Origin of the sequence: Streptomyces sp. NPDC048417 (genome assembly GCF_040651615.1) — a bacterium.
Lineage (GTDB): Bacteria > Actinomycetota > Actinomycetes > Streptomycetales > Streptomycetaceae > Streptomyces.
The window spans coordinates 54,203-66,624 of sequence record NZ_JBEZKI010000044.1 but is presented as its reverse complement, the minus strand read 5'-3'; the positions used below and the strand labels follow the sequence as shown (position 1 = coordinate 66,624).

The following is a 12,422-nucleotide window of genomic DNA, read 5'->3' as shown; positions in this document are numbered from 1 at the left end:
TCCGCCGCTCCCCAGGCATCCACCCGACTCTGACCCCATGAGCGTCCGCGCCCTACCGTTCACCCGTCAAGAGATACCGGAAAAACTTTTCACTCTTTTGCATACGTGAAAACTGCGTCTATCCTGAGGTGATGCGTGGAGTACCCGAGTCACACACCGGCTGGACGTTCCTGACCAATCACGCCCGCGTGCTGGCCGCGATCGCCGAGGACCGCACCACCCGCATCCGCGACATCGCCGCGCGATGCCAGCTCACCGAGCGGGCCGTCCAGAAGATCATTTCGGATTTGGAGGAGGACGGGTATCTCACCCACACCCGCCAAGGACGCTCCAACAAGTACCGGATCGAAGAGGGGACCAACCTGCGGCACCCGGCAGACTCCGGGCCGACGGTGGCGGATCTCCTCGCCCTCCTTGCTCAGCACGACGCCGAACACGGCAGCCGGAACCAGCAGTTGCAGACGACACCCCCGCACGCACGAACAACGGAAGGTGACCGGTGACGACATCGGCCCGACCGCCGGGTGACTGACACACCGCAGCGCCGGACCGGCTTTCGCAGCCGGCGTGACGGCGCCGAATTCCTGGGCAGGAGATGAATCGAACTGACGCCGGACTCCCGATACCCCGGAGGCGACGTTGACGTCCGAAGCGGACACGACACAGCAACTCCCCCAGCTCCCCGCGCACCCTGAGACCTCCATGGACACCGTGCTGCGACTGGAGGACGAAAACCTCCAGCTCAAAGAGGCAGTGCGCTCACACGCCGTCGTCGATCAGGCCATCGGGGTCGTCCTGGCAGTAGGACAGCTGACTCCCGACCAGGGCTGGGACGTGCTGCGGAGCACCTCCCAGAACACCAACATCAAGCTGCGGCACGTGGCCGAACTGATCGTCGACTGGGCGCGAACAGGCCAACTGCCCACCGAGATTCGCAGCCAGTTGGAGCACCAGCTCGGCCTTGAGAGCGCCGTGGGTGAACGTGAGTAGCCGCTCGTTTGCACCGCGCGGCGGCCCCGCTTGGCTCACGCTGTTCGAGAGACACCGAGCGGTGATCGTGAGGCCACACAAAGAGGTGCAGGAGCTCATCAATGCCAAGAAGAAGGGCGAGACCGTCGAAAGTGCCGAGCAGCCCGCCGAGTCCACCAACGTGGTGGACCTGATGGACGCGCTGCGGGCGAGCGTGGACCAGGCCAAGTCGAAGGAGCCCGCGTAGGCTGCCCGAGCAGACCGCGGCGCGCGGCCGCTCAACTCCCTCGCTCGAGTCACTGACCAAGGCGGAGCTCTACGAACTGGCGTCGGACGCCGACATCGCCGGCCGTTCGTCGATGAAGCGGGAGGAGCTGATCAAGGCCCTGGCGGCGGAGCAGAGGCAGCACCAAGCCGCCTCTTGAACGACGGACGTGGTGGGTTTCGGGTCCCTGTCGGGTCCTGGACGACAAGGGACGCGCGTTGGGCACGGCACGGCTCAACACATCCGGACGGCGAGGAGTGCTACATCGTCGTGGAACGCGACCTCCCTGCGGCTCAGGAGCCCGTCGCACAGCTCCGCGAGGGGTTCGGTGGCGAGCAAGGCGGCGACGGCGACGGCTTGGTTCATGCCGTCGTCGATGTGCCACGTACGGTGTTCGACCAGGCCGTCGGTATGCAGCAGAAGGGTGCTTCCTGGCTCCAGCACGTCCTCGTGGTCGGGGCGGGGCATGTTCGGGTCGACTCCGAGGGGCAGGCCGGTCTCGGCGGTGAGGTAGCGGGCCTGGTGGTCGGGTGTGCTGACCAGGGGTGGAAGGTGGCCAGCACTTGCCCATCGCAGACGCCAGGCATTCCCGTCGGGTTCGAGCCGGGCGATGATGACGGTGGCCATGGGGCCGCCGTGCAGTTCGTGGAGGACAGTGTCCAGGCGGCGCAGGATGCTGCTGGGCGGTTCCTGTTCGTCGAAGGCGATGACGCGGAGCATGTTGCTGATCTGGCTCATGACGGTGGCGGCTGCGATGCCGTGTCCCATGACATCGCCGAGCATCAGGCAGGGCACGCGATCGGGCAGCCGGATCAGGTCGTACCAGTCGCCGCCGATCCGCGGTGCCTCGGAGGAGGGCAGATAGCGGGCCTGGAGCTCCAGGCCCTCGATACTCGGCATCTCGGGCAGGAGGCGCCGCTGGAACTGCTCGGTAGCCTGCCTCACCTGCTGGTAGAGGCGGGCGTTCTCGATCGCCACACCTGCGGCGCCGGCCAGCGCGGTCAGCAGGCTTCTGTCGTCGGCGTCGAACGACTCGCCGGTGGTCTTCTCGGCCAGGTACAGATGGCCGTAGAGCTTGTCGCGGACCCGGATGGGCAGCCCAACGAGCGTGGCTGTCGGCAGTGGCTCCTCAGGGCCGCTGCCCGTGTGGCGCTGCCCGGCGTGGTTCTCCACGGGTAGCGGGCGTGGGGCACGCAGGAGCCGGCTCAGAAGTGCGGCCCCGTGCGGGGACCCGGATCCGGCGTCGGGCGCGTTGTCCTCGAATCCGGACCTGATCACTTTGGTGAACCGCCCCGTGCCGCCCAGCACGCCGAGTGCGGCGTACCGAGCCCGAACCAGCTCCCGGGCAGTATCGATGATTCGTTGCAGGACCGCATCCAATTCCAGTTCCTTGCTGACCTCCAGGACTGCGTCCAAGAGTTCCTCGGCCCGGCCGGGCGTCCGGGCGGCCTGCCGAAGTCCCTTCTCGATCCGGTCCAGATGTTCGTAGGTCAGCTGAGGAACCGGCGGCACTGTCTCGAAGCCGCGTAGCGGCCCATCCTCAGGGAGTCGCGTCATCGTCGCCGCCCTTCCAGACTTCCTCGCCGCGTTGCTCAGGTCGCTGGGCAGACCCTCAGCGCCCTGGCCGACGGTGGCCGGATCGTGCTCTCCAGGATTCTCCTGAGCCGCGCCGTCGTAGAGGTCGTATGACTCTGCTCTCGGCAGAGGCGATCCTCCATGCACATGACGTCATTGATTTGCACTTACTTGCAGCGTATTCCCCCTGTTACACACATCCCACTCGGCTTCCGTACATCCCACTCGGCCGTGTTCCGGAGGCGACTCACGCAGGCTTCCCCGCGTCCGGTCGATCGACGGCACGCGGCCGGACCCGCAGCGGCGGGTCGGGCGGGAGCGGGTGGGTACTCGGTCCACGTCACCGTGCGCCCCGGCGAGCGCGTCGTGCCGGGGCCGCGTCCCCTGGAAGGCGCGGAAAGGCGGCTCGACGTGGCTGACAAGGACCCGCTGCGAACGTATCGCGGCAAACGCGACTTCGACCGCACGAAGGAACCCCGCGGCCGGCCGGGAGCCGCTGACGAGGAGCCGCGCTTCGTGGTGCAGATCCATGACGCGAGCACGATGCACTTCGACTTCCGTCTCCAGGTCGGCGACGTGCTGAAGTCCTGGTCCGTGCCCAAGGGACCGTCCACCGATCCCGGCGACAAACGGCTCGCCGTGCCCACCGAGGACCATCCGCTGGAGTACGAGGAATTCGAGGGAGTGATCCCCGCGGGCGAGTACGGCGGCGGCACCGTGATCGTCTGGGACCACGGCACCTACCGGCCACTGAGCCATGACCGGCGCGGCCGGCCCGTCCCGTTCGACGAAGCGCTCGAGCACGGACACGTCACCTTTCGGCTCAACGGCTCGAAACTGCGCGGCGAGTACGCGCTCACCCGGTTCCGGGGCGGCAAGGACGCCGGAGCGGACGGCAGCAAGGGTGAGGCCTGGCTGCTGGTGAAGGCCAAGGACGAACGGGCCCGCACCGACGGCCGCGCGACCCCCGATCCGCGCCGTGCCCGCTCGGTGCGCAGTGGCCGTACGCTCCACCAGGTCGCCGCCGAAAGCCACGGAGCTGAGAGGCGATGACCGATCTGCTGGGCACGCTGCCCGCGGCGGAGGCCGCACTGCTGCGTGAGGCACGGCCGGGCTGGGAACTGGCCGCGGATCCCATGCTCGCCACGCTCAGCGACAAGCGGGACTTCCCCGGTGAGTGGATCTTCGAACGGAAACTGGACGGTATCCGTGTCCTCGCCGTCCGCGACGGGGACGGTGTCAGGCTGCTCTCCCGTACCGGCAGACGCCTCAACGCCACGTATCCCGAGATCGTCGACATACTCGCCGCGCAGCAGTGCACGGACTTCACCATCGACGGCGAGATCGTGGCCTTCTCGCAGGGCCGCACGGACTTCGCCCGCCTCCAACAGCGCATGGGGCTCACCAGGCGCCGGGACATCGAAGCGAGCGGCGTCGCCGTGACGTACTACGTCTTCGATCTCCTGCGACTGGAGGGCGCGGACACGAGGTCGCTGCCGCTGCGCACCCGCAAGTCCCTGCTGCGCCGCGCCCTGACCTACCGCGCCCCGCTGCGCATGACCACCCACCGGAACCAGGGCGGCGCCGAACTGCTGGCCGACGCCTGCGCCCGAGGCTGGGAAGGCCTGATCGCCAAACGCGCGAACAGCCGCTACCGGCCGGGCCGTTCCACGGACTGGCTGAAGCTCAAGTGCTCGCTCGGCCAGGAGTTCGTCATCGGCGGATTCACCGACCCGGCCGGCAGCCGCGTCGGGTTCGGTGCGCTGCTGCTGGGCCACTACGAGGACGATCGCCTCCGCTACGCGGGCAAGGTCGGCACCGGCTTCGACCGCCGTACCCTCCTTGGCCTGCGCGCCCGGCTCGAGGAACTGAGCACCCCTGAGCCGCCGTTCGCCGACCGCGTCCGCGAAGCGCGTTCCCACTGGGTCCAGCCGACTCTCGTCGCGCAGATCGCCTTCACCGAGTGGACCCGAGACGGCATGCTGCGCCACCCACGCTTCCTCGGCCTGCGCGACGACAAGGCCGCGCGGGACGTCGTCCGTGAACGTCCCGCCGCACTCACCGCGGAATGAACGGACTCACGGCGGGCCCGCCGACGCCCGGTCCGTTGTGCGGGGCAGTTCGCGATATCGGTGGCACGGCGCACCATTGCCGATGGCCGCCGCCGTACCGACGATCCCGATCTCGCCGATCCTGCTGTCCATCGGGCTGAGATGGAGATCGTCTGGCGGATCTGTCAGGCTGCCTTGGCTGTGGCGAGCACCTCGTCGGCCAGCGGCTTGTCGAGGGCCGCGTGGACCAGGCCGTCCGCCAGCCGCGTCATCTCGCGGCCGGGGACGAGGCCGCCCAGCTTCTCGGGTGAGGTCGGCAGACCGAGCCGTCGGGCACCGTCCAGGGCCTTGCGGTCGATGTACGGCGCGAACTCCGGCCACACGCCCTGCACGTCACGCAGGAAGATATCGGCCCCTGTGGGCCCGATCCCGGGAATGTCCAACAGGGCCTGCTTCGGGTTGGTTTCCTCGCGCAGCCGGCGCAGATCGCCGCCGTAGCGTTCCAGCAGCAGCTCGGCTCCCTTGCCGAGCATCGTGGAAGTCCGCTCGTCGTAACGCCGATAGCCGCCTTCGCCGAGTGCGTCGACGCGCTGTTGCCAGGATGCGCCCGCCATCGACCGCGGGGTACGCATTCCGGCGTCGAACAGCGCTCTGGCCGCTGCCACCGCAATGTCGGCCTTGATACGGGCGCTGAGGAGTAGAGCAAGAACGAGCGTCTGGTACAACGGCGCCGGGGTGTTGCGCAGTCGGATGCCGGCCTGCGCCGTGTATGTGCGCTGCTGTTGGTCGAGCAGCGCACGGACCACTGATCTGTCCGTTACACCGGCCGTCTTCCTGCCGGACTTCCTATCGGCCTTCGTAGTCATCGCCTAATCACCGATTCAACGTTTCCGGTGTCCCAGAGGGCGTCACGTCCTGCCCGTTTCGTCTACCCCCACGGGACCGGTCGATACATCAATTTGCCGCCAACGATCTCGAGAACGCCGGCAACGATGCTGGTAACAGCGGCAAGGTCCGGAGAGTCCGCATCCGGTCGCTCGTCAGGGAAGCACCGTGGCAAGCGCAACAGCGGACGCAAGCCGGAGTCCTCGGGCGGTGCGTCACCCAGTCGGCAAGCCACGTTTCGTGGTCCAGAAGCTTTCGGCCACCGCGCTCCATGACGAGTTCCGTCGAGGTGATTCTGGTCGCCGATCCCCGCGATGTGCGAGGGCTGCGGTATCCGGCCCTCGCGTTGCTGTGCGCCGTCTTGGCGGTGCCGGCCGGGGCGCGCTCGCTCGTCGCGATCAGCAAGTGGATCACGGATGCCCCGCAGCATGTGCTGGGCGTCCTCGGCTTCGCTGCCGATTCACTCACCGGTCTGCGGCCGGTGCCGCATGCCGCAACCGCGCGGCGCCTGCTTGCAGCGTGTGGACGGTGATGCGCTGGACGCGGCGATCAGCCCGTATCTGCAGGCCGGAAAGCCGCCCCCGGTCGAGCCGGAGACGGAGGAAGGGCCGGTGCGACGGGTGATCGCGGTCGACGGCAAGGCGGTCCGCGGATCGCGAACCGCAACGGCCGCGGCGATCCAGCTGCTGGCGGCGATGGACCACCACGGCGCGGTCCTGGCCCAGCCGCAGGTCGCCTCCAAGAGCAACGAGATCCCCTCCTGCGCGCCGTTGCCGGACGGTCTCGAGCTGCGGAGAACTCGGTGGTGACCGCCGACGCCCTCGTCCTACACACCCAGCACGGCCACGGGGCCTGTCTGACCAGTCGCGGCACGCACTACGTGGCCGTCGTGAAGAAGAACCATCCGGGCCGGTATGCCCAGGTCAGAAAGGGCCCCGGCGGGACATCCCGCTCGGGCACCGCACTCGCGATGCCGCACCTCCTCGCTGCTGCCTGCATGCGAGCACGTCCAAGGGGCACTCGCAAAAGCGACTGACAGTCCTTCCAGAGATAGGGATGGAAGGAGGAGCTTATGAACGCCACGGCGAAGACCAGGGACGAGATACGCGTCGGGGACCGGAAGGTGGCGCTGTCCAACCCCGACAAGGAGCTGTTCCCGGACGACGGGATCACCAAGGCCGAGCTGATCGACTACTACCGGACCATCGCGCGCCCCATGCTCTCCCACCTCAGGGACCGGCCCCTGGTGATGGAGCGCTATCCCGACGGGTATCGGGGAAAGTCCTTTTTCCACAAGGACGTTCCTGACTACTTCCCCGACTGGATCCGTACCGTACGGGTGCCCAAGGAGGGCGGCAGCCTCACCATGGCGGTGTGCGAGGACACGGCCACCCTTGTCTACCTCGCCAACCAGGCGTGCATCACCCCGCATCCGTGGCTGAGCCGCGCGGACTGCCTGGACTGCCCCGACCGGCTGGTCTTCGACCTCGACCCGTCCGAAGAGGACGGCCACGGCTTCGAGACCGTTCGGTGGAGCGCCCGCCAGTTGGGCGACCTGCTGACCGAACTCGGGCTCCGCCCGGCCCTGATGACGACCGGGTCGCGTGGGCTGCATCTGCTGGTCCTGCTCGACCGGCGCACCGACTTCGACACCGCGCGGCACTTCGCCCGGCGCGTCGCCGACCTGCTCGCCGCCCGCCACAGCGACCGGCTGACCACCGAGCCCCGCAAGAACAAACGTCGGGGCCGCCTCTACCTGGACACGCAGCGCAACGCCTACGCCCAGACCTCGGTCGCCCCCTACGCCGTACGCGCCCGGCCGCACGCCCCGGTCGCCACACCGCTGACGTGGGACGAACTCGGCGACCCGGAACTGGGCCCGCGCCGGTGGACGCTGCGCACCCTCCCCGAACGTCTCGACAAGTACGGTGACGCCTGGAAGGGGCTGAGCCGCTGCCGACGCTCCCTCAGCGGAGCGGAACGGCGCCTCGACGCCCTCACGTGAGGTCACCGAACATGTCGAGTGCCTGCGGAGGACATGCGGGCGACGACCTGCCCGAGACAGCGACAGGGTGCCTGGGTACCGCGGCCGCGGATACCCCGGACAGGGGGCTGGTCAGCCGTGCCGCATGTCGTCCGGGTCAGCCGGAGGCGCGCCCTGGAGGCCTTGCGAGGTGTCATGGCGCGTGTCCTCGGGACCGACCGGCGCCCCCTCACTGGTCATCCGGGACTGCGGTGTCTCCCCGATCGGGGCGTCGCCGGCGGACGGGCCGGTGTCGGTGCCGGCGGGGGTGATCCGGCCGCGCCAGCCGCCGGTCTCCTGCTCACGCTCTTCGATGAAGCCCTTGAACCGCCTCAGGTCACCCTTCACCTGCCGGTCGAGCACTCCGAGCATGGCCCCCGCCTTCTCCGCCATGCCATGGGGTTCGAACTCCATGGCCAGGCTGATGCGTGTGTGTGCGTCGTCGAGCCGCTGGAACGTGACGAGGCCCATCTGCTCGGTCTCGCCGCCCACAGTGCGCCAGGAGATCCGCTCGTCGGGCAGCTGGTCGACGATCTCGGTGTCGAACTCGCGCCGGGCACCGGCAACCTTCGTCGTCCAGTGGCAGTGCTCGGCGTCGATCTGACGGACCTCCTCGACGCCGTCCATGAAGAGGGGGAACGCCTCGAACTGCGTCCACTGGTTGTACGCACGGTGCAGCGGGACCTCGACGTCGATGGATTCCTTCACGGTGCTCACGGCATCCTCCTTGCATCCGAACAGTCCGTATTCCAGGTCAAAGCGCGCGTTCCCCAGCCGGTGGTCCCTAATCCCGGCGGCCTTGGCGAAGGCCCCCGGGCGGCATCCGCACCTGCAGACGGCAGGTTCCCGCCCTACTTGCCGAGTTTCTGCTTGAGCTGGGCCTTGTTCATGGACGAGCGCCCTTCAATGTTGCGGCGCTTGGCCTCCTCGTACAGCTGGTCGTAAGTAGGGCCTTGAGAGCCGCTGTGCGAGCGCTGACCGCCCCGCTGGGACGACGACTTGTCCTGCGTGGACGTCCTGCTCGCGGTCTTCGACTCACCAGTGCGGGCCCGTTCCTTGTTGACCGTGCGGGAGGCGATCTCCTTGGCCCGCTTCGCGCTCTCGCCGCGCTGCTCGGCACTTTCCTTGATGTGTTCGTACTGCCGTTCCCACTTGGGGCTCGACCCGCGAGGCATGACCACTCCCTGAATGAGTACATGGACGAGGTGCCTTGCTCATCGTGTGCGGCGCCGAGGCGGCGCTGCCACACGGACGTACTCCGTACGGGCCATCCGCACCACCTGTACGGCTGCCGGGTGCCCCGCCGAAGCGTCTCGACGACTTGGTTCCCCTGTCGATACAGACGGATCGGTCGACAGCCGCTCCATCGTGGGTGCGGCAGCGCGCCCGGTCGAGCCTTGGCTCTGCCGGACAGATCCGCGTCACCTGGGTCCTTGTCGCGCGGGCCCTCCTACGCACCGCTGCCGCCCGCATGACCACCTCCGACAACCACGAGCCGACGACATCCCCGGTGCTCCGGGGCCAGAGGCGGGTCACGGAGTCCTGCGCCGACAGCGCACACCTCGAGGAACCGTCACGGCGTGGGACTGTCGCCGCTTGGTGGCACAGGCCCGCTGGAAGGAGGGGTCCAGTCATGGCGTCGGTGGTTCGGGGAGAGCGGGTTGAGTGTTTCGGTGACCGCCGCGTAGACCTGCTGCCGCAGCCGGTCGGGCAGTGGAGCGCCGTTGACCGCCCCGACCATCTCCCGCGCCAGGTGGTGGAGTTTGGTGTTGGTGCGCTGGGAGGTCTCGACCAGCACGCTCCAGGCGTCCTCGGAGTTCAGACCGAAGGAGGCCATCAGGACCCCGCGGGCCAGATCGATGACCGGCCGGGTTTGCATGGCCCGTTTGAGCTGGCCGATCTCGGTGCGCAGGCCCTCCTCGACATCCTCCGGCAACCCGCCCTCCTCCACGGGACTGGAGGTGACACCGGTACGCACGCCCTGGCCGACGGCGGCCAGGCCGGGACCGACGTCATCCGGGTGCGCGAAGAGCGGCCCTGTGCGGGTGAGCGTGAGCAGGCGCTCGACCGCGATCCCCGCGGTCTGGATGCGGGCCGTCTTGGCCTCTGCCAGGGCCAGGCGTCGGATGTGCAGCAGGACGTTGAGGCCGGAGCAGTCACAGAAGTCGACCCCGGCGAGGTCGAGGTCGAGGCCGTGGACGGAATGGGCCAGCGCTTCGCGCAGGGCATGCTGCAGTGCCTGCTCGGTGTCGATGTCGAGTTCACCCGCGACCACCACCACCGTCCGCTCACCGGCCGGGTATGCGGCGACCTTCAGGAACGGCGAGGTGTGGGCTCCAACCGTGCCGTCCGCCAGTGTTTCGTGGACGGCTTCGTCACCGCTTCTCGCCTGGGAAGAAAGGTGTTCTGGCATGGGAGTCGCTCCCGGGGCGTCCACCGGTCCTTGGCTCCTCCAGCGTCGACCTTCCTCACCTCGCACGTCAAGTGATACATGAAAATACTTTCGCCCTTTTGAATGCGTGAAACGCCAGTATTACGCTGAGGCTATGGACGGAGTAGCTGAGGGATACAGCGGCTGGACCTTCCTGACCAACCACGCCCGGGTGCTGGCCTCGATCGCCGACGATCCGGGCACTCGTATCCGTGACATCGCCGCACGGTGCCGGCTCACCGAGCGTGCCGTCCAGAAGATCATTTCCGATCTTGAGCAGAACGGCTACCTCACCCACACCCGGCAGGGCCGCTCGAATCGCTACCGCATCGAACAGGGCACCGTCCTCCGGCATCCGGCCGACGCCGGCCTCACCGTGGCGGGCCTGCTTGCCGCCCTCGACCAGCACGAGAACTCCCACGAAACCCGGCCCGGGCAGCGGGCAGGCCATCAGGGCAGCGACGGGGCGGAAAAGGCGAACGGCGACGAACTGGCCGACAAAGAGCTCGCCGACCACGGCTCGCGTGGAACAGCTCCTTTAGTCGCTGACGAGCCCGTCCCGTCCCGGGTCGAGCAGACCAGGAACGACAACGGGTGGATCTTGAAATCGCGCCCGGCTTGCACCTCTTCAAGCTGGTTGGCAATTACGCAACACGGGGCGATCTGGACGGCAAGAGCAAGATCTTCAGCAGCTTTTTAGCCCACTTTGCGAGCCTTGAGCGGCTCCGTCTCCTCGCCGGCTCCCCGTTGCAGCCCCTGCAGGAACTCCTCCAGGACCTCTCCGGCCGTCCGCTCCGGCCGCCACTGAAGGTCTGCCTGGGCCCGTGAACAGTCCATGAGCGGCAGGCGCAGTACGGCGTCGAAAAGGTGTGGCGAGGCGGGCAGCAGATGCAGTCCCCACGCGGCGGCGATCGCCGAGCGGGCTGCCGGACGCGGCAGCCGCACCGGACGGGCTCCGAGCATCTCGCCCAGCATCTCCGCGTCGACGGGTGGCTCGCCCGCCAGATTGAACGCGCCCTGGACCTGACTGTGTATCGCGAGCTGGTACGCCTTCGCCGCGTCGTCCGTGTGCAGAACCTGGATCCGCAGGCCGGGGATGTCTGGCAGGAAGGGCAGCAGCTCGGGACGTGCCAGCGGACCTGGCAGGAAGCGCCCGCCGAAGATGCGGCGCTGCTCACTGGCCGACTCCCGCTTGAAAAGGAAGGCGGGCCGCATCCGCACCACCCTGACCCCGGGGTGCTCATGCTCGAAGGAATCCAGTGCCCGCTCCAGGTAAGCCTTCTCACGGCAGTACGCGGCATCCGGCCAGCCGTGTGTGGGCCACGATTCGTCCACCGCGTGCTCCTTGGGCCCCGGCGAGTAGGCGCCCACCGACGAGGCGTACACCAGTGCCGACACCTTCGCCGCGGCCACTGCCTCGAACACTCGGATGCTGCCGAGCACGTTGGTACGCCAGGTCGTGGCCGGATCGTGCGTGGGCTGGAACGCCCAGGCCAGATGGACGACGGTGTCGGCTCCCTCGAAGTCCTTGACCAGGTCCGCGTCCTCGGATGCCAGGTCCACCACGGACCACTCGGACTTGGCGGGCGACCAGTCGGGAATCCGGCGGGCCAGACCCCGAACGGATCCGACCTCCGCGTCCTCCGCGAGCAGACGCACCAGGCTGGTGCCCACATTGCCGGTAGCGCCCGTGACGACGATCCTGCCGCCGGACTCGCTGCTCATGATCGGCTCCTCCCTGAGAGGGTCTGGTCCACGCGCCCCAAGGGCGTGGTCTCGTCGAGTACCCAGAGCCTGGGGAAGAAGACGATGCTCACCGCGGCCGGCGTACACCGGCCAGACGGACGAGGTCGCCCAGAGGAGATCTTCGGACCGCTCCTCGCCGACCGGACGCGGCGGCCCGGTGCGGCCGGTGGCGCCGGACACGGCCGCCACCCGGGCGTACTCAGCGCAGCGCGCTGACGGCAGTCGCCGAAGCCGCGTACACCAGCCCCGACGGGCCGCCGCCGGAAGAGCGGCTCACGAAGAAAGAGCAGCACCGGGATGGCCCGGTAGAGCAACCAGCCAGAGGTGGCCGCGCGAGGCGTCGTGCCATGCCGCCGACCACCCGCACCGCAAGCAGTACTACGGCGGCGCGACCACGGTGGCGCCGGTCTGGGCCAACCGCCTGGTCCCCCGCCCTGCTCGACCGATACCTGGCCCGCACCGGCTTCGACGCCCAGC

At 68.4% G+C, this 12,422-nt stretch carries 14 protein-coding genes and 2 pseudogenes; 10 read left to right on the top strand and 6 right to left on the bottom strand.

Annotation, left to right across the window (positions count from 1 at the left end):
• The first annotated feature begins 131 nt into the window (after nucleotides 1-131).
• The 4 genes from AB0D59_RS45540 to AB0D59_RS45525 all read left to right on the top strand — a co-directional run bounded on the left by AB0D59_RS45540 (nucleotide 132) and on the right by AB0D59_RS45525 (nucleotide 1,394).
• On the top strand, nucleotides 132-503 hold the full coding sequence (locus AB0D59_RS45540; protein WP_362577575.1) for a winged helix-turn-helix domain-containing protein: 372 nt from the start codon (nucleotides 132-134) through the stop codon (nucleotides 501-503).
• 199 nt (nucleotides 504-702) lie between these two features.
• Nucleotides 703-990 carry an ANTAR domain-containing protein gene (locus AB0D59_RS45535; RefSeq protein ID WP_362577607.1) on the top strand — a complete coding sequence of 96 codons (288 nt, stop codon included), beginning with the start codon at nucleotides 703-705 and terminating at the stop codon, nucleotides 988-990.
• A 67-nt stretch (nucleotides 991-1,057) separates the two neighbouring features.
• A complete protein-coding gene (locus tag AB0D59_RS45530) occupies nucleotides 1,058-1,216 on the top strand; it encodes a hypothetical protein (protein WP_362577573.1) in 159 nt (52 codons plus the stop codon).
• Nucleotide 1,217: 1 nt separating this feature from the next.
• Nucleotides 1,218-1,394, top strand: coding sequence for a Rho termination factor N-terminal domain-containing protein (locus AB0D59_RS45525; protein WP_362577606.1), 177 nt, complete (start codon nucleotides 1,218-1,220; stop codon nucleotides 1,392-1,394).
• 74 nt (nucleotides 1,395-1,468) lie between these two features.
• Here AB0D59_RS45525 and AB0D59_RS45520 read toward each other — a convergent pair whose 3' ends face one another.
• Nucleotides 1,469-2,791: a GAF domain-containing SpoIIE family protein phosphatase gene (locus AB0D59_RS45520; protein ID WP_362577571.1), complete on the bottom strand. Its 1,323-nt coding sequence runs from the start codon at nucleotides 2,789-2,791 to the stop codon at nucleotides 1,469-1,471.
• Between the two features lie 429 nt (nucleotides 2,792-3,220).
• Here AB0D59_RS45520 and AB0D59_RS45515 point away from each other — a divergent pair, with 429 nt between their 5' ends.
• Both AB0D59_RS45515 and ligD (AB0D59_RS45510) read left to right on the top strand, forming a co-directional pair.
• Nucleotides 3,221-3,862, top strand: a complete 642-nt coding sequence (locus AB0D59_RS45515) for a DNA polymerase ligase N-terminal domain-containing protein (RefSeq protein ID WP_362577569.1) — start codon at nucleotides 3,221-3,223, stop codon at nucleotides 3,860-3,862.
• Nucleotides 3,859-4,881, top strand: a complete 1,023-nt coding sequence (ligD, locus tag AB0D59_RS45510; RefSeq protein ID WP_362577568.1) for a non-homologous end-joining DNA ligase — start codon at nucleotides 3,859-3,861, stop codon at nucleotides 4,879-4,881. The genes AB0D59_RS45515 and ligD (AB0D59_RS45510) overlap by 4 nt, the downstream gene beginning before the upstream one ends.
• 164 nt (nucleotides 4,882-5,045) lie before the next feature.
• Here the strand turns inward: ligD (AB0D59_RS45510) and AB0D59_RS45505 are convergent, their stop codons facing one another.
• Nucleotides 5,046-5,726, bottom strand: a complete 681-nt coding sequence (locus tag AB0D59_RS45505; protein ID WP_362577567.1) for an endonuclease — start codon at nucleotides 5,724-5,726, stop codon at nucleotides 5,046-5,048.
• A 290-nt stretch (nucleotides 5,727-6,016) separates the two neighbouring features.
• Here AB0D59_RS45505 and AB0D59_RS45500 point away from each other — a divergent pair, with 290 nt between their 5' ends.
• From AB0D59_RS45500 to ligD (AB0D59_RS45490), 3 genes are all read left to right on the top strand, one after another.
• Nucleotides 6,017-6,277, top strand: a complete 261-nt coding sequence (locus tag AB0D59_RS45500) for a transposase family protein (RefSeq protein ID WP_362577565.1) — start codon at nucleotides 6,017-6,019, stop codon at nucleotides 6,275-6,277.
• Complete coding sequence (locus tag AB0D59_RS45495; RefSeq protein ID WP_362577564.1) at nucleotides 6,267-6,554, top strand: hypothetical protein; 288 nt, start codon at nucleotides 6,267-6,269, stop codon at nucleotides 6,552-6,554. The genes AB0D59_RS45500 and AB0D59_RS45495 overlap by 11 nt, the downstream gene beginning before the upstream one ends.
• A 263-nt stretch (nucleotides 6,555-6,817) precedes the next feature.
• Complete coding sequence (gene ligD, locus AB0D59_RS45490; protein WP_362577562.1) at nucleotides 6,818-7,750, top strand: non-homologous end-joining DNA ligase; 933 nt, start codon at nucleotides 6,818-6,820, stop codon at nucleotides 7,748-7,750.
• A 282-nt stretch (nucleotides 7,751-8,032) separates the two neighbouring features.
• Here the strand turns inward: ligD (AB0D59_RS45490) and AB0D59_RS45485 are convergent.
• The 3 genes and pseudogenes from AB0D59_RS45485 to AB0D59_RS45475 all read right to left on the bottom strand — a co-directional run.
• Nucleotides 8,033-8,485, bottom strand: a pseudogene (locus tag AB0D59_RS45485) (SRPBCC family protein); the annotation flags it as partial.
• Nucleotides 8,486-8,619: 134 nt separating this feature from the next.
• On the bottom strand, nucleotides 8,620-8,943 hold the full coding sequence (locus tag AB0D59_RS45480; RefSeq protein ID WP_362577560.1) for a plasmid stabilization protein: 324 nt from the start codon (nucleotides 8,941-8,943) through the stop codon (nucleotides 8,620-8,622).
• Nucleotides 8,944-9,341: 398 nt separating this feature from the next.
• A complete protein-coding gene (locus tag AB0D59_RS45475; protein WP_362577558.1) occupies nucleotides 9,342-10,181 on the bottom strand; it encodes an ANTAR domain-containing protein in 840 nt (279 codons plus the stop codon).
• Between the two features lie 133 nt (nucleotides 10,182-10,314).
• Here AB0D59_RS45475 and AB0D59_RS45470 point away from each other — a divergent pair.
• Nucleotides 10,315-10,611 (top strand): annotated as a pseudogene (locus AB0D59_RS45470) (helix-turn-helix domain-containing protein); the annotation flags it as partial.
• 284 nt (nucleotides 10,612-10,895) lie between these two features.
• Here AB0D59_RS45470 and AB0D59_RS45465 read toward each other — a convergent pair.
• Nucleotides 10,896-11,924 (bottom strand): SDR family oxidoreductase, encoded by a 1,029-nt coding sequence (locus tag AB0D59_RS45465; protein WP_362577557.1) that lies wholly within the window; start codon nucleotides 11,922-11,924, stop codon nucleotides 10,896-10,898.
• Nucleotides 11,925-12,422 lie beyond the last annotated feature (498 nt).